The 15063-nt window shown below is 67.3% G+C and carries 15 protein-coding genes; 12 read left to right on the top strand and 3 right to left on the bottom strand.

The window, feature by feature from the left end; all coding sequences use genetic code 11:
* The first annotated feature begins 82 nt into the window (after positions 1 to 82).
* The 4 genes from uvrC (at position 83) to C5689_RS15245 (ending at position 3614) form a co-directional block, all read left to right on the top strand.
* Entirely contained in the window at positions 83 to 2053 is a 1971-nt protein-coding gene (uvrC, locus tag C5689_RS15230; protein ID WP_108918107.1) for an excinuclease ABC subunit UvrC, read from the top strand.
* A gap of 181 nt (positions 2054 to 2234) precedes the next feature.
* Positions 2235 to 2855 carry a CDP-diacylglycerol--glycerol-3-phosphate 3-phosphatidyltransferase gene (gene pgsA, locus C5689_RS15235; protein ID WP_244594734.1) on the top strand — a complete coding sequence of 207 codons (621 nt, stop codon included), beginning with the start codon at positions 2235 to 2237 and terminating at the stop codon, positions 2853 to 2855.
* Entirely contained in the window at positions 2852 to 3103 is a 252-nt protein-coding gene (moaD, locus tag C5689_RS15240) for a molybdopterin converting factor subunit 1 (RefSeq protein ID WP_108918108.1), read from the top strand. The genes pgsA and moaD overlap by 4 nt, the downstream gene beginning before the upstream one ends.
* Before the next feature lie 52 nt (positions 3104 to 3155).
* Positions 3156 to 3614 (top strand): molybdenum cofactor biosynthesis protein MoaE, encoded by a 459-nt coding sequence (locus C5689_RS15245; protein WP_108918109.1) that lies wholly within the window; start codon positions 3156 to 3158, stop codon positions 3612 to 3614.
* Here C5689_RS15245 and C5689_RS15250 read toward each other — a convergent pair whose 3' ends face one another.
* Positions 3615 to 4811 carry a DUF3047 domain-containing protein gene (locus tag C5689_RS15250; protein WP_108918110.1) on the bottom strand — a complete coding sequence of 399 codons (1197 nt, stop codon included), beginning with the start codon at positions 4809 to 4811 and terminating at the stop codon, positions 3615 to 3617. It lies immediately after the preceding gene.
* A 138-nt stretch (positions 4812 to 4949) separates the two neighbouring features.
* Between C5689_RS15250 and C5689_RS15255 the strand changes: the two genes are divergently transcribed.
* Positions 4950 to 5969 carry an AraC family transcriptional regulator gene (locus tag C5689_RS15255; RefSeq protein ID WP_108918124.1) on the top strand — a complete coding sequence of 340 codons (1020 nt, stop codon included), beginning with the start codon at positions 4950 to 4952 and terminating at the stop codon, positions 5967 to 5969.
* A gap of 58 nt (positions 5970 to 6027) precedes the next feature.
* Here C5689_RS15255 and C5689_RS15260 read toward each other — a convergent pair whose 3' ends face one another.
* The gene (locus tag C5689_RS15260; protein WP_244594735.1) at positions 6028 to 6984 is read right to left on the bottom strand and encodes a transglycosylase SLT domain-containing protein; all 957 of its coding nucleotides are present in this window, start codon (positions 6982 to 6984) and stop codon (positions 6028 to 6030) included.
* Positions 6985 to 7354: 370 nt separating this feature from the next.
* On the bottom strand, positions 7355 to 7810 hold the full coding sequence (locus tag C5689_RS15265; RefSeq protein WP_108918112.1) for an outer membrane protein assembly factor BamE: 456 nt from the start codon (positions 7808 to 7810) through the stop codon (positions 7355 to 7357).
* Positions 7811 to 8062: 252 nt separating this feature from the next.
* Here C5689_RS15265 and C5689_RS15270 point away from each other — a divergent pair, with 252 nt between their 5' ends.
* The 7 genes from C5689_RS15270 to C5689_RS15300 all read left to right on the top strand — a co-directional run bounded on the left by C5689_RS15270 (position 8063) and on the right by C5689_RS15300 (position 15041).
* Positions 8063 to 8704, top strand: coding sequence for a YceD family protein (locus C5689_RS15270; protein ID WP_244594736.1), 642 nt, complete (start codon positions 8063 to 8065; stop codon positions 8702 to 8704).
* Between the two features lie 259 nt (positions 8705 to 8963).
* A complete protein-coding gene (plsX, locus tag C5689_RS15275) occupies positions 8964 to 10013 on the top strand; it encodes a phosphate acyltransferase PlsX (RefSeq protein ID WP_108918114.1) in 1050 nt (349 codons plus the stop codon).
* The gene (locus tag C5689_RS15280) at positions 10010 to 10999 is read left to right on the top strand and encodes a beta-ketoacyl-ACP synthase III (RefSeq protein ID WP_108918115.1); all 990 of its coding nucleotides are present in this window, start codon (positions 10010 to 10012) and stop codon (positions 10997 to 10999) included. Before plsX ends, C5689_RS15280 begins: the two co-directional genes overlap by 4 nt.
* Positions 11000 to 11288: 289 nt before the next feature.
* Positions 11289 to 11633, top strand: a complete 345-nt coding sequence (locus tag C5689_RS15285) for an integration host factor subunit alpha (protein ID WP_244594738.1) — start codon at positions 11289 to 11291, stop codon at positions 11631 to 11633.
* A 133-nt stretch (positions 11634 to 11766) separates the two neighbouring features.
* Positions 11767 to 12987, top strand: a complete 1221-nt coding sequence (locus C5689_RS15290; protein ID WP_167398730.1) for an MFS transporter — start codon at positions 11767 to 11769, stop codon at positions 12985 to 12987.
* Positions 12980 to 14398, top strand: a complete 1419-nt coding sequence (gene radA / locus C5689_RS15295; protein ID WP_108918125.1) for a DNA repair protein RadA — start codon at positions 12980 to 12982, stop codon at positions 14396 to 14398. Before C5689_RS15290 ends, radA begins: the two co-directional genes overlap by 8 nt.
* A gap of 253 nt (positions 14399 to 14651) precedes the next feature.
* Positions 14652 to 15041, top strand: coding sequence for a hypothetical protein (locus C5689_RS15300; protein ID WP_244594737.1), 390 nt, complete (start codon positions 14652 to 14654; stop codon positions 15039 to 15041).
* The last annotated feature ends 22 nt before the right edge of the window (positions 15042 to 15063 follow it).

Below are 15063 nucleotides of genomic sequence, written 5' to 3' on the forward strand. Positions count from 1 at the left end.
GAAATAGGCCGCCGCGCGCCAGAGCCCACGGCCTTGTCACGCGCTCTTCCCATTCGCGCGCGCCGGGCATAAATCTCGCCGCATGAGCGATACGCCCGACCTTCCCGAAACCCTCGATGAGGAAGAAGACCTCACGGAAGAGGCCGAGGGCGCCGCTCCGCCAGAGCTCGCGGCCGATACGCCGGAGAGCGTCAAGCGCGGCGTCTCGGTCATCAAATCCTACTGGAAGAACGCGCCCAACGGGCCGGGCGTCTATCGCATGATCGCCGAGAATGGCGAGGTTCTCTATGTCGGCAAGGCCAAGAACGTCAGAAAGCGCATAGCGAGCTACACGCGCCTCGCCGGCCATGTGAATCGCATTGCGCGCATGATCTCGGCGACCGCCTCGATGATGTTCATCTCGGTCGAGACCGAGACCGAGGCGCTGCTGCTCGAGACCAATCTCATCAAGCAGATGAAGCCGCGCTTCAACGTGCTGATGCGCGACGACAAGAGCTTTCCCTATATTCTCATCGCGCGCGATCACGACGCGCCGCAGATCGCCAAGCATCGCGGCGCGCGCTCGCGCAAGGGCGATTATTTCGGCCCCTTCGCCAACGCCGGCGCGGTGGGGCGCGCTCTCAATGCGCTGCAGCGGGCGTTTCTGCTGCGCTCCTGCACCGATTCGTTTTACGAGAATCGCACGCGGCCCTGCCTGCTCTATCAGATCAAGCGCTGCGCCGGCCCCTGCACGGGCGAAATCTCGATCGCGGATTATTCCGTGCTGGTGCAGGAGGCGCATGACTTCCTCACCGGTAAGAGCCGCTCCGTGCGCGAGCAGCTCGCTACGGAGATGACCGCGGCGGCGGAGCGCCTGGAATTCGAGCGCGCCGCGCGGCTGCGCGACCGCATCTCCGCGCTGTCGCTGATCCAGGGGACTCAAGGCGTCAATCCGCACAGCGTCGAGGAGGCCGACGTCTTCGCCATCGCCAAAGAGGCCGGGCGCTTCTGCATCGAGGCCTTCTTCTTCCGCGCCTATCAGAATTGGGGCGACCGCGCCTATTTCCCGCGCGCCGATCAGAGCCTTTCGGAAGAGGAAGTGCTCGGCTCCTTCCTCGCGCAATTTTATGGCGAGCATCCGCCGGCGCCGCTGGTGCTGCTCTCCCATGTGATCGAAGATCGCGAGCTATTGGCGCAGGCTCTGTCCGACAAGCTCGGCCGCAAGGTGGAGATCGCGACGCCGCAGCGCGGCGAGAAGCGCGAGCTGGTCGAGCATGCGCAGACCAACGCCAAGCAGACGCTGACGCGCAAGCTCACCGAGGACGCCAGCCAGGAGAAGCTGCTCATCGCGCTCGGCGAGATGTTCGGCATGGAGAAGCCCCCGCGCCGCGTCGAGGTCTATGACAATTCCCATACGGGCGGCCAACAGGCGATCGGCGCGATGATCGTCGCCGGGCCGACGGGCTTCATGAAGACGCATTACCGCACCTTCAACATAAAGCGCGCCGAGATCACGCCCGGCGACGATTACGGCATGATGCGCGAGGTGCTGGCGCGCCGCTTCGCCCGCATTGCGAAAGACGCGGAAAAGCCCGAGGAGGAAGCGCCGGACGCGTTTCCGTCGAAGCCCGATCTCGTGATTATCGACGGCGGCCGCGGGCAATTCGACGCCGCGCGCGCCGTGGCGGCGGAGATCGGCCTCGAGGGCGTGACCATCGCCTCCATCGCCAAGGGCGCCGACCGCAACGCCGGCCGCGAGATGTTTTTCGTCGAGGGCCGCGAGCCCTTCCGCCTGCCGCCGCATGATCCGGCGCTCTATTTCGTCCAGCGCCTGCGCGACGAGGCGCATCGCTTCGCCATCGGCACGCATCGCGCGCGGCGCAAGAAGGAATTCGCCAAGAACCCGCTGGACGAGATCGCGGGAATAGGGCCGGCGCGTAAACGGGCGCTGCTGCTCGCCTTCGGCACCGCCAAGGCGGTGGCCGGCGCCGCGCTCTGCGACCTCGAGAATGTGCCGGGCGTGAACAAGGCGACGGCGCGGCTCGTCTTCGATCATTTCCAGCGCGGCGGCTGATCGGCGGCCAGCGGCTAAAATTTGTGCGCGGCTCGGCGACGTTCCCGCCGGCGCGCCTCGAGCGGCAAAATGCCGGTTTTGCCGAAGCTTCCCGCTGTTGCGCGGGAGATCGGACCGGCGGCGGAGGAGCGCGGCGCCGTCGAGGCGCCCGTCTCTTCTATTGACAAGAGAGGCGCTGGGCATGTTCCTTCGCGGCATGACATCGACGGCCATTCCGCCGCGCCGCGGGCGCGCGCTCTCCCTGCCCAATATTCTGACCTATGGCCGGCTCGTCGCCGTGCCGGTCGTCGCGGGCCTCCTGCAATGGCCGGACGAGCATTGGATGCGCTGGACGGCGCTCGGCGTCTTCACCGCCGCCGGCATCACCGATTTCTTCGATGGCTATCTCGCCCGCGCCTGGGCGCAGCAATCGACGCTCGGCGCCATGCTCGACCCCATCGCCGACAAGCTGCTCGTCGCCGCCACTCTGCTGATGGTGGTCGCCGATCAGACCATCGCCGGCGTCACAATATGGGCGGCGCTCATCATCCTGTGCCGCGAGATTCTGGTCTCCGGCCTGCGCGAATATCTCGCCGAGCTGAAAGTGCCGCTGCCAGTCAGCGCCATCGCCAAATGGAAGACGACGCTACAGCTCTTCGCGCTCGGCTTCTTCATCGCCGGCCGCGCCGGCGAGCTGGTGCTGCCCGGCACGGTCAATATCGGCAGCGTGCTGCTGTGGATCGCCGCGCTGCTGACGCTCTATACCGGCTATGACTATATGAGAGCCGGCTGGGCGCATTTCGGAACGGATGAGGCGCGATGAAGGCCCTCTATTTCGCCTGGGTGCGCGAGCGCATCGGCCGCGCGGAGGAGGAGCTCTCCCCTCCCCCGGAGGTGGCGACGGTCGGCGAGCTGATCGCCTGGCTGAAGTCGCGCGACGAAGCCTATGCTCTGGCTTTCGAGAACGCCGCCGTCATTCGCACGGCGGTCGACAAGGCCCATGTGCGCCATGAGACGCCCATCGCCGGAGCGCGGGAGATCGCCTTTTTCCCGCCGATGACCGGAGGGTGAGGCGCGACGGACAAGAGCGAGCCTTCATGCTCGCATCGAACCCCACACTTCCATGACCCCCACCATCCGCATCCAATCCGCCCCCTTCGATCCGGCCCATGAGGCCGCGCTGATCGAGGAGGGCCGCCGCGACATTGGTGCGATCGTCTCCTTCACCGGCCTCTGCCGCGACGAGGACGGCGCGCTCTCGGCGCTGGAGCTCGAGCATTATCCCGGCATGGCCGAGGCGGAGATCGCCCGCGTCGCCGAGGAGGCGCTCGCCCGCTGGCCGCTCTGCGGCCTCACCGTCATCCATCGCCATGGGCGCATTCTGCCCGGCGAGAAGATCGTGCTGGTCGTCACGGCCGCGCGCCATCGCGGCGAGGCCTTCGCCGCGGCAGAATTTCTGATGGATTATCTGAAGACCAGAGCCCCCTTCTGGAAGAAGGAGCATCGCGCCGACGGCGACGTCGGCGACTGGGTCGAGGCCAAGGCCAAGGACGACGCCGCCGCCGAACGCTGGAGCAAGTAGCTAGAGCCTCGTCACCGCCCCGTCCGCCGTCGCGACGCGAATGTCGGCGTAGCGACAGGCGCCGCGACGACGCTGGAAGGGCGTGATCGCCAGCAGCCAAATATGGCTGATCGCCTTGGCCGGCCCGCCGATATGGGCGGCGTAATCGGCGGCCACGTCGCGCTCCAGCGCCCGCCACTCTCCGAGCCCCGCCGCGCCCGAATCGACGACCATATGAGTCTCGACCGCGCTCCAGCCGGCGAGCGGGCAGCGGAAGACTTTTCCGGTCGGCAGGCCGGCGCTCCAGAAATAGGTGAGGTCCTGCCCGTCCTCGAATTTCACGCCGATCGAGAGATAATCGTGGAAGGGCGCGACATCCTCCGCTTTCGCTGAAGGAAGCTGGTCGATCTTCCAGCGCCAGCCGAGCTTGGGCCGCGACGCGAAGGCGAGCGGCAGCGGGCGCTCGATGATGGAGGCGGAGCCGGCGCTCTCGCAGACGATCTCGCCATTCGCTTCGCGGCCGAACACCTCGGCGCCGCCGCCGAGGCTGAAGAGATCGTTCCAGCCCTCCGGCAATTTGTGGCCGGCTTTCAGCCGCGCGATCTCCGCCGCGACGAGACCATTCACGTCCCCCGCCGCGGCGAGGCTCTCGAGGCCGGAGAGCGCCTCGCCCTTCCAGACCAGCGCGACGCCGACGATCTTCACCTCCTGTTTGCGATACTCCGCCTCGGGCGTCCACAGCCTGCCGTCGGCGTCGGCGAATTGCGCCGCAGAGCGCGCGATCTCCAGCGGGCCGTCATGGGCGGCGATCATCGTGCCGGTGTCGACGCCCGGGCTGTAGATCGGCCTTTTGCCGCGCGTGCGCGCATGGAAGACGAGGCCCGGCTTGAACCAGAGGTCATAGGGCCGAGCGATCCACATGCGCCCGGCGACGAGAAAGCTGACCTGCTGGCCCTTCGCCGCCGCGAGGCCGAGATCGATCCACGGCAGATCGTCGCCATCGATCTCGAACAGGCGATAGGAGACGAGCGCGCCCGAACGGGCGCGCGCGATCAGCGCCTCCATATCGCGTTTGAAATCGTCGCGCACGAGATCGGCGCTCTCGGCCGTCGCGGGCGAGGCGACGAAAGGCAGAGCCGCGGCGCCGAGCGCGCCCATCCGCAACATGTCGCGCCGAGACAATGCGGCCGAGGCGCGCGCGAGACAATAGAGGCACATGTCCAAAATCCTCCCCGAACTCGGGCAAATCCCCCGATGGATCGGCCTTTGTGAGCCGATAGGGAATGCTATCGTCCGGCCGCTGGCGGCGCTTGCCAGGACATGCCGAAAACGCCGGACGATGGCGCGCGAGGGCAGATGCGACAAACGGGCTACACACGCGCGAGCACGCTGGGGCCGATCGCCGAGGTCGTCGGCGGCGCCGGCGGCTCGATCGAGCGCGCGTTTCGCCGCGCGGAGCTGCCGCTCGGCCTGCTCGAATCGCCGGACACGCTGCTGCCGCTACGCGATCATTTTCGCCTGCTCGCCGCCGCCTCGCGCGAGCTGGCCGACGAGGCTTTCGCCGCCCGTCTCGGCCGCCGGACGTCGATCGCCGGCCTCGGCGTCTATGGCAAATGGGTGACGCGGGCGCCGACGCTGCTCGACGCCATCCATCGCGCCGGAGCCAGCCTGCCGCATATGCTGCAGAGCGCGACGCGGCTGGTCCTGCGGCGACAGGGCGAGGAGGCGATCTGGTCCTATGAGCTGGACGACCCCGCGACGGAAGGCCGGCCGCAGAACGAGATGCTGGCCGTCTGGTATATGATCGCCCTCGTGCGGCATTTCGCCGGCGCTCACTGGCTGCCGCGCCGCGTGATGTTCGGCGGACTGCCGACGAGCGCGCGACGATCGATCGGCGAGCAGATGGGCGCCGACATCGTGCTCTGCGACGGCCCGGGCTCGATCGTCTTCGATCAGCGGCTGCTGATGGCCGTCAATCCGCGACTGGGCGAAGGCGATGGACTGGGCGCCCACGAAATCGCCCGCATCTTCGACATTCCGGCGCCGGACGATCTTCCCCGCAAGATCGCCGTGCTGATCGAGCTGGAGCTGCTCGGCGGCCGCCCCACGCTCGAGACGATCGTGCGGCGCGCCGGATTGTCGAAGCGCACGCTCCAGCGTCGGCTCGGCGATCTCGGACTGAGCTACGCCGATCTCCTGCGCGACACGCTCCAGCGCCGGGCGATCGGTCTGCTACGCCGGCCGGAGCTCTCGATCACCGAGATCGCCGCCCGGCTCGGCTATAGCGATCCGGCGCATTTCACCCGCGCTTTCGAGCAATGGAGCGGCCTCGCGCCCAGCCGCTGGCGGGAATTGGCGCGAGCCGCGGAGCGATAGACCAGAGACGAAAAAGGCGGCCCGCGAGGCCGCCTTTCTCATTTTCTTCGAACGAAGCTCACTCCGTATAGGCGAGCGCCGCGGCTGGGAGCTGCCGCTCCACGCCTTTGTAGCGATCGGAGCGCTTGCCCATCATCGTCTCGAAGGCCTCGTGCACCTCGCCGACCGACTTCGGCTTCATCTTCTTGCCTTCGCGGGCGAAGAAGATGGGCTTATTGGCGCGGGCGGGCCGCGGCAGCAGCTTGGCGGCCGGCGTGTTCGGCGCCTCCTCCACCTTCGCCATGAAGCGGGCTGCGTCGTCCGGCCCCAGGAAGTGGATCAGATAGGTCTCGCCCGCCGTCAGCGGACGGCCGATGCGCTCGGCGATGCGCTCGCCGTCATGCTTCAGCATCTCGGCCGCGAACACGGCGGAGAGATACGGATCATTGCGCATGGCGAGGATTTCGGAGCGCTTCTGCGGCGCGACCCGATAATCGCCGCCGATCGCCTGCGCCGCCGCCTCCTGGCCATGGCTGCGGCCGAACATGCGCACAGCCTTGAGCCAGGTCGAATCGATGAACTGGAACAATCCGCTCGCCGAGGAGGTGCCGGCCTTGGCCTTGGGCGCGAAGCTCGACTCCTTGTCGGCGATGGCCATCAGCAAGGCAGGATCGGATCCCGTGGTGCGGGCGGCCTGCACGACGTGCTCGACAATGGCGCGGGCGACGCGCACAGGGCCGAACTGCAGCACCGCCGGAGCGGCGCCGGCCATGTTTTTGTCGGCTTCGGCGTCGGCGGAGCCGGACCAAGCCTTCACCGCCTCGCCTATCGCCTCGGCGGCGTCGGCGTCGAGCGGCTGATCGGTGAGGCCGCGATTGGTCAGAAAGAACAAGGGCGGCGGCGCCGGGCGGCTCCGCGCGCCGGCTCGCGACGCCTCCGACAATCTGAACCGGCCCCAGCCATCCGGCATAGAGAGCAACGCGGCCACCAGAGCGAAGGCGAGAGCCGTCGCTATGGCGAAAGCGCGAAGGAGCATGTGAACGGATCCGTCGGCCCCCGCGAGGGGGCGGTCCGCGTCTGCGCGGTCGAACACGGGCAGAAAGCGCGACCATTTCGGCGCCGACGCTTCGCCGCGAACGGCAGGAGCTATCGCTTCGAAAGACACTCTGTTTCATTCCTCGCTGTTGTTTGGACGAGACAGAGGCTAGCAACCGCGAGGGGCGAAAAATCGACTGAGCGCGTCACGCACGCGTCACATTCGGCCGGGGCTCCGTATTTCCCACAAGCCCTTAAAAATGAAGCGATCAGCTACGTACGGAGCCGGCCGGCCGATTCGGCCGCCACATTTGCGCCAAATCGACACAGCCATGCTTCCGATTGAAAAAGCTCGGATTTTTCTCGAATCCTCAGAAGCTGGTCAGCTTCGCCAGCATATTGCGGATGAAATTGAACTCGGCCCCGGCCGTGGGCGTGGTGCGGCTGAGGAAGTCGACGACCTTGCCGTCCTTCAGCCCATAGTCGGCGATGCGCTGGACTTTTTTCGTCTTGTCGAAATAGACCGCGAGAATGTGCTGGTCGGCGACCTCGGGCGGCAGGAAGGCGAGCTGGCGCTGGATGCGCTGGCTCACATAGTACCAGGCGTCGCCGCCGATCGTCGATGTCGTCGAGGGCGTGCCGAGAAGAGCGAGAACCTGCGGGGCCGGCATTCCCACCTTCACCTGCGCGACCTTGCGCTCCTCGATGATGGCGCCGCGGTTGATGACGCCGTCATAGCCGAGGCACCCGGCGAGCGGCGCCGCGAGCAGAGCGAGAGCGGCGAGGCTGCGGGCCTGCCGCGAAACGACGACGAGCGAAAACCCCATGTTTCTCTCCGCGCTGGGCCTCCATGAGGCCGACCTCTATCGCGACAATGTTCGAAGCGTTTGCCTAACTCTCGGCTGGCGCGAAAGCAAGCGGCGCCGCCTCCGGCGCGACCCGGAGGCTGGCGTCGGCGCGTCTTCGACCGTATCAATGGCCGGAAAATGGCGAAGCTTCCCCCAATGGGCGCGGCGCCCATCTATATTTCACCGTGGCCGGCCGAAGCGGCGACGTCGAAAAGAGTCGAGGAGCGGCGAATGAGCGACGATCTGCAATTGCCCGAAAACCCTTTCGCGCGTCCGCTCGCCGCCGTCGACGTCCCCGAGGACGGGCTCGAGCTGACCATCGCCGCCGACGCCGCCGAACGCGCGGCGCTCGCCGACATGGATGATCTCGCCGCGCTGAATCGCCTCGAGGCGAAGCTGAAAGTGACGCGGGCGGGCCGCGGCGGATTGCGCGTCGAGGGCGAGCTCACCGCCGATGTGCGCCAGACCTGCGTGGTGACGCTGGAAGAATTCGACGCCCGCATCGTCGAGCCGATCGACGTCTCCTTCGCGCCCGAGCCGACGCCGACCGCCCCGCCCCCGGCGGAGCGCATGTCGCGGCGCCGGCGCGAGGCGGAGCCTGTCGAGCAGAAGGAGGAGCCGAGAGCGAGCCGCCATATCGCCGATCTCGACGCGGATGCGCCGGACCCGCTGGTCGACGGCCGAATCGATCTCGGCGCCATTGTCGCGGAATTTCTAGCGCTGGCGCTCGACCCCTATCCGCGCAAGCCGGGCGCGCGCTTCGCCCTGCCCGACGAGACCGAGCCGCCAGAGGAGGCGCCGGCGAAAGTCTCGCCTTTTGCTCGCCTGCGCGACGAGTTCGGCGAAGACTCCGGCAAGCGACGCCGAAAGTAGGGAAGCGAAAGCTCCGGCAGGAATTGCTCTTGCGCTGGAGCGGCGCAAATGGCAATTCGTCAGCCGCTGGCGCCTTGGGCCGGCGGCGAATTCGGTCCGCGACGAGCGATCGCGCGGAACCGAGAAACGAGCGGGCGCCTGGCCGCTCCGCTTCGCTGCATCTTTCGCGCGACCGGCGGCCCCGTGGGGCGGAACAATACGGGCCGCGCGGATCGTCATTCGTACGTCATTCGTAAACAATGTCGGGAGACGAGGCAGAATGGCGCAGCCCATTCGCATAGCGTTGGACGCCATGGGCGGCGATCATGGTCCGAAGATCACCATCGCCGGCGCCGCCATCGCTCACGACCGCCACCCCGACAGCAGCTTCCTGCTGTTCGGCGACGAGGCTTCGATTCGCGTCGAGCTCGCCGCGCATCCGCGCCTCGCCCGCGTCGCGACCGTCCGCCATTGCGACGTCGCCGTCCGCATGGACGACAAGCCGAGCCAGGCGCTGCGCTCTGGGCGCCGCGTTTCCTCCATGTGGCAGGCGATCGAGGCGGTGAAGAAGAACGAGGCCGATGTCGCCGTCTCGGCCGGCAACACCGGCGCGCTGATGGCCATGGCCAAAGTCTGCCTGCGCACAATGGCCAAGATCGAGCGCCCGGCGCTGGCCTGCCTTTGGCCGGCGCCGACGGCGCGCGGCTATTCCATCGTGCTCGACGTCGGCGCCTCCATCGGCGCGGACGCCCGCCATCTCGTCGATCTCGCCGTCATGGGCGCGGCGATGGCGCGCTCGCTCTTCGACATGGAGCGGCCGAGCGTCGGCCTGCTCAATGTCGGCGTCGAGGAGATAAAGGGCGTCGAGGAGGTCAAGACGGCCTCTCGCCTGCTCCGGGAGGCGGACCTTCCCGATCTCGACTATCACGGCTTCGTCGAGGGCGATGAGATCGGCAAGGGCGTCGTCGACGTGGTGGTAGTGGAAGGCTTCTCCGGCAATATCGCGCTGAAGACCGCCGAAGGCACAGCGACTCAGATCACCAATTATCTGCGCGAGGCAATCGGCCGCAGCTGGCTCGCCAAGATCGGCTATCTGCTGGCGCGCGGCGCCTTTCGCGAGCTGCGCGACAAGATCGACGTTCGCAACATCAACGGCGGCGTGTTTCTCGGCCTCGAGGGGATCGTCATCAAGAGCCATGGCAGCGCCGACGCGCTGGCCTTCGCCCGCGCGGTCGAGATCGGCTATGAGATGGCGCATCAAGGCCTGCTCTCCAAGATCCGCGACATGCTGGCCTCGAGCCGCCGCGACGACCAGGAAGCCGCTCAGTGACTCTTTCTCCGCACCCTCTGCGCTCTGTCGTCGTCGGTCTCGGCAGCTATCTGCCGAGCCGCATCCTCACCAATGAGGAGCTCGCCGCCACTGTCGACACCAGCGACGAATGGATCACCCAGCGCACCGGCATAAAGGAGCGCCACATCGCCGCGCCCGGCGAGACCACCTCCATGCTGGGGGAGAAGGCCGCGCGCGCCGCCCTCGCCGACGCCGGCCTCGGGCCGGAGGACATCGATCTCGTCATCGTCGGCACGTCCACGCCGGATTATACTTTCCCCTCGACGGCGACGCAGATTCAGGCTGCGCTCGGCATGACGCGCGGCGCCGCCTTCGATCTTCAGGCCGTGTGCTCGGGTTTCGTCTTCGCCCTGGCGACGGCGGAGAAATTTCTGCGCTCCGGCTCGCACAAGCGCGCGCTGGTCATCGGCGCGGAGACTTTCTCGCGCATTCTCGACTGGAACGACCGCACCACCTGCGTGCTGTTCGGCGACGGCGCCGGCGCCATGGTGCTGGAGGCGCGCGAGAGCGAAGGCTCGCTCGCCGAACGCGGCATATTGACGACGCATTTGCGCTCGGACGGACGCCATCGCGCCAAATTGCATGTAGACGGCGGCCCTTCTTCGACCGGAACGGTCGGCCATTTGCGCATGGAGGGCAAGGAAGTCTTCCGCTTCGCCGTCGGAATGGTCACGGATGTCGTGACGGACGCCTTTGCGGCGACCGGATTCACGGCGGCCGATCTCTCCTGGTTCGTGCCGCATCAGGCCAATCGCCGCATCATCGACATGTCGGCCGCAAAGCTCGGCATAGCGCCGGAAAAAGTCGTCGCCACAGTGCACTTGCACGGCAATACTTCTGCGGCCTCCATCCCCCTCGCTCTGTCGGTCGCGCGCGACGACGGCCGCATCAAACGTGACAATCTCGTGATGCTCGAGGCGGTAGGCGGCGGATTCACCTGGGGTTCGGCGCTCATCCGCTGGTGAGGCGCCACGAAATCCCGGCCGTGAAAGTGCAACCTGCGCTTGATTTTCGCCGTAGTTTCTGAAAAATAATCAAATTGAGTTTTTCGCGCCTCGCGATGAGGGCCCGCTATGGCCTGTCGCGATGCTTTGCGACGAACCCTTCTCCCGCGAGAGTTGTCACAGACCAGAAAAAGAAGTCGAACTCGACGATGTTAGTTTTCGTTTTGAATCGATAAGGCCGATCATGTCACAAAATGTTTCAGAAAAAGCCCTGCCGGCAGTCGAAGATCTTTCCCGCGACGAGGGCGCCATTTCCACGAATTCGACCTCCACGACGCGGACCGCTTCGGCGCATCACACGGTGACGCGCGCCGATCTCGCCGACGCCGTCCATCGCCGCATCGGCCTCTCCCGCGCCGAGTCGGGCGAGTTCGTGGAAGCCGTGCTGTCGGAAATTTTCAACGCCATCGTTTCCGGCGACGACGTCAAGCTCTCCTCTTTCGGCTCCTTTCACATTCGCTCCAAGGGCGAGCGCGTCGGCCGCAATCCCAAGACCGGCGCCTCGGCGCCGATCACCGCGCGCCGCGTCGTGATGTTCAAGGCATCCAATGTGCTGCGCGCGCGCATCAACGGACAACGCGCGATCGAAGATTAGAGCGCTGTTCGACCCGACGCGCTGAAAGCGCGCCTCGGAGCGCGGCCTGATCGATCGAGGGCGTCCGTTCGAAAAATCCGAGCGCTTTTCGCTTTCGCTTGCCGAGGCGATGATCGGCGACATACAAGCGCGCATGAGCGAGCGAGCCCCCGCCTCCGCGACGACGATTCGCGCGGCCGCGTCCATGCCCTCCGCGGTCTGGGCGCTGGGCGTGACTTCGCTGTTCATGGATTTCTCCTCCGAGATGATCCATGCGCTGCTGCCGGTCTATCTCGCCGGAACGCTCGGCGTCGCCATCGCCGAGATCGGCTGGATCGAAGGCGCGGCGGAAGCGACGGCGCTCGCCGTGAAAGTCGTCTCCGGCCGCGTCTCCGACATGATCGGCCGGCGCAAGGGGCTGGCGCTGTTCGGCTATGCCCTCGCCGCGGCGACCAAGCCGATCTTTCCGCTCGCCGGCGGCGCGGCGGAGGTGATCGCGGCGCGCGTTCTCGACCGTGTGGGCAAGGGATTGCGCGGGGCGCCGCGCGACGCGCTGATCGCCGACGTCACCACGCCGGAGCAGCGCGGCGCCGCCTACGGCCTGCGCCAGACGCTCGACACGGTCGGCGCCGTGATCGGCCCGCTGGCGGCGATCGGATTGATGCTGGCGACGCATGACGACACGCGCTTCGTCTTCTGGATCGCCTGCCTGCCGGCGCTGATCTGCGTGCTGGTTCTCGCAGTCTTCGTTCACGAGCCGGAGGAGACGCGCCCGCCCGCCACGGGGCGCAAAGCGCTGCTCGCCGGATTTTCCGAGCTGCCGCGCGCCTTCTGGCTGCTGCTCGCCTTCGGCGCGCTGCTCGCCGCCGCCCGCGTGGGCGAAGCCTTTCTCGTGCTGCGGGCGACGGGCGCCGGCTTACGCATCGCCTTCGCGCCGCTGACGCTGGTGGCGATGTCCTTCGTCGCAATGCTCGCCGCCTATCCGGCCGGCAAACTCGTCGATCGCTGGAGCGAGCGCCGGCTGCTCGTCGCCGCGAGCGTGACGCTGGCGATTTCGGAGGCCGCGCTCGCGGCGGCGTCGGACCTTTCTTTCGTCTTTGTCGGGATCGCGCTGTGGGGCCTGCATATAGCGCTGGCGCAAGTGGCCTTCTCGGCGCTGATCGCCCGCGCCGCGCCGGCGCATTTGCGCGCCACCGGCTTCGGCGTTTTCGGCCTCGCCAACGCGGTGGCCGTAATCGTCGGCAATGTCGCCTTCGGCGCGCTGGCCGAGGCGAGCGGCCAAGGCTTCGCCTATGGCTGCGCCGCCGCCGCCGCGCTGGCGCCGCTGGCGCTTTTGCCAGCCATGTCGGGAGAGGGCGAAGCGCGCCATGGCTAAAGCCCGCCAGAGCTTCGTCTGCCAGAGCTGCGGGGCGGTGACGAACCGCTGGCAGGGCCGCTGCGAGTCCTGCAACGAGTGGAACACGATCGTCGAGGAGAATGGCGGCGCCGGCGGCGGCTTCGGTCCGACGGCGCGCGTCGGGCGCGGCCGGCCTTTCGCGCTCGAGGCGCTGGCCGGCGACGCGCGCCCTGCCCCGCGCATCGCCACCGGAATTGAAGAATTCGACCGCGTGACCGGCGGCGGCTTCGTGCCCGGCTCGGTGGCGCTGCTCGGCGGCGAGCCCGGCATCGGCAAATCGACGCTGCTGATCCAGGCCTGCGCGGCGCTGGCGCGGCGTGGCGAGCGGGTGATCTACATTTCGGGCGAGGAGGCTGCGGCCCAGGTGCGGCTGCGCGCCGAGCGGCTCGGCCTTTCCGACGCCCCGGTCGAGCTCGCCGGGGCGACGCAGGTGGAGGATATTCTCGCCACCTGCGCCAGCGGCAAGCGCGCGGCGCTGATCGTCATCGACTCCATACAGACGATGCATACGGAGGCCGCCGAATCGGCGCCCGGCACGGTGACTCAGGTGCGCGCCAGCGCCCAGGCGCTGCTGCGCCACGCCAAGCTCAGCGGATCGACGGTGATTCTCGTCGGCCATGTGACCAAGGACGGCCAGGTCGCCGGCCCGCGCGTCGTCGAGCATATGGTCGACGCCGTGCTCTCCTTCGAGGGCGACAGCGCGCATCATTTCCGCATGTTGCGCGCCTCGAAGAATCGTTTCGGCGCGACCGGCGAGATCGGCGTCTTCGAGATGACCGGCGCCGGCCTCGCCGAGGTCGCCAATCCCTCCGCCCTGTTTCTCGCCGGCCGCGACGCCGCCGCGCCGGGCGCCGCCGTGCTCGCCGGCATGGAGGGCCAGCGCCCCATGCTGGTGGAGATTCAGGCGCTGGTCGCGCCCAGCTCGCTCGGCACGCCGCGACGCGCCGTGGTCGGCTTCGATTCGAATCGGCTGTCGATGATTCTCGCCGTGCTGGAAGCTCATGCCGGGCTCAAGCTCGGAATGCACGACGTCTATCTCAATGTCGCCGGCGGACTGCGCGCGGATGAGCCGGCCGCCGATCTCGCCGCGGCGGCGGCGCTGGTCTCCTCGCTGACCGGCGCGACCCTGCCCGCCGAGCTGCTGTTTTTCGGCGAGATCGCGCTCTCGGGCTCGGTCCGCCCCGTGATCCACGCCGGCGCGCGGCTGAAGGAGGCCGGCAAGCTCGGCTTTCGCCGCGCCGTGCTGCCGCAGGCCCAGCAGACGAACGAAGACGACAAAATGTCGGGAGTCGCTTTGTCGCATTGCGGCCATGTCGCCTCGCTGGTCGCCGACATTGCGAAAGATTCGGTCGGCGGGCGCGAGCGGGGCCGCGCGCCGCGGCGCGATTGACTCGCCGCGAGCCGCGTTCTGGCCGCTCGCGCCGCGCCGAAGCGCTCTCTCGTCGAACAAAGAACACGTAGTCATAGCCCGGATGAATACGCATTTTTGCTTGGCGCCCTCAACATTCACCACAGGAATGACGACGTAGAGGCAGAATAAACGGTGCAGCGTCCGGCTCGGATGGTTGCAGAAAATTAACCATGGGCAATAATGATTTCATTCAACGAATCACGCGTTTTACAGGTTTCCACGAGGCCAGACGATGCAATCTCGGGAATTTGCGGAGACGAGCAGAGAAATCGCCCGTTGGAGTGAACCACTAGTGGCGGACCGAATATTCAGCGTCTACGAGGCCTGGTTTCGCGGTCGTCGACAGATGTGGGATGCGCTCGGACGGCAGCATTGCCGCATGTGGCGCAGCCTGCTCGAGGGTGAGCCGCTGCTAGCGCGCGACGCTCGCAACGATCTCGTGCTGCTCGCCCGCCGCGCAAACATAGAAGAGCGCTCGCTCGAAGCCATAGACGAGACGGTGATGGACGAGCTCTTCCGCGTGATTCTGCGCCGCTGGCAGGGCCGCGACGAGGCCCGCCTGCACGGCATGGCGCTGATGATCGCCGCCTCCACTCTGGGCGAGATTCGCCGAGCCGCCTGAGCGCCGTTGCGGCGGTCGCCCC

Origin of the sequence: Methylosinus sporium (assembly GCF_003113265.1) — a bacterium.
Classification (GTDB): domain Bacteria; phylum Pseudomonadota; class Alphaproteobacteria; order Rhizobiales; family Beijerinckiaceae; genus Methylosinus; species Methylosinus sporium.

Bases quoted from the DNA above. Each gene is read 5' to 3' on its own strand.
- uvrC (WP_108918107.1), top strand. From the start codon at position 83: ATGAGCGATACGCCCGACCTTCCCGAAACCCTCGATGAGGAAGAAGAC.
- pgsA (WP_244594734.1), top strand. From the start codon at position 2,235: ATGTTCCTTCGCGGCATGACATCGACGGCCATTCCGCCGCGCCGCGGG.
- moaD (WP_108918108.1), top strand. From the start codon at position 2,852: ATGAAGGCCCTCTATTTCGCCTGGGTGCGCGAGCGCATCGGCCGCGCG.
- C5689_RS15245 (WP_108918109.1), top strand. From the start codon at position 3,156: ATGACCCCCACCATCCGCATCCAATCCGCCCCCTTCGATCCGGCCCAT.
- C5689_RS15250 (WP_108918110.1), bottom strand. From the start codon at position 4,811: ATGTGCCTCTATTGTCTCGCGCGCGCCTCGGCCGCATTGTCTCGGCGC.
- C5689_RS15255 (WP_108918124.1), top strand. From the start codon at position 4,950: ATGCGACAAACGGGCTACACACGCGCGAGCACGCTGGGGCCGATCGCC.
- C5689_RS15260 (WP_244594735.1), bottom strand. From the start codon at position 6,984: ATGCTCCTTCGCGCTTTCGCCATAGCGACGGCTCTCGCCTTCGCTCTG.
- C5689_RS15265 (WP_108918112.1), bottom strand. From the start codon at position 7,810: ATGGGGTTTTCGCTCGTCGTCGTTTCGCGGCAGGCCCGCAGCCTCGCC.
- C5689_RS15270 (WP_244594736.1), top strand. From the start codon at position 8,063: ATGAGCGACGATCTGCAATTGCCCGAAAACCCTTTCGCGCGTCCGCTC.
- plsX (WP_108918114.1), top strand. From the start codon at position 8,964: ATGGCGCAGCCCATTCGCATAGCGTTGGACGCCATGGGCGGCGATCAT.
- C5689_RS15290 (WP_167398730.1), top strand. From the start codon at position 11,767: ATGAGCGAGCGAGCCCCCGCCTCCGCGACGACGATTCGCGCGGCCGCG.
- radA (WP_108918125.1), top strand. From the start codon at position 12,980: ATGGCTAAAGCCCGCCAGAGCTTCGTCTGCCAGAGCTGCGGGGCGGTG.
- C5689_RS15300 (WP_244594737.1), top strand. From the start codon at position 14,652: ATGCAATCTCGGGAATTTGCGGAGACGAGCAGAGAAATCGCCCGTTGG.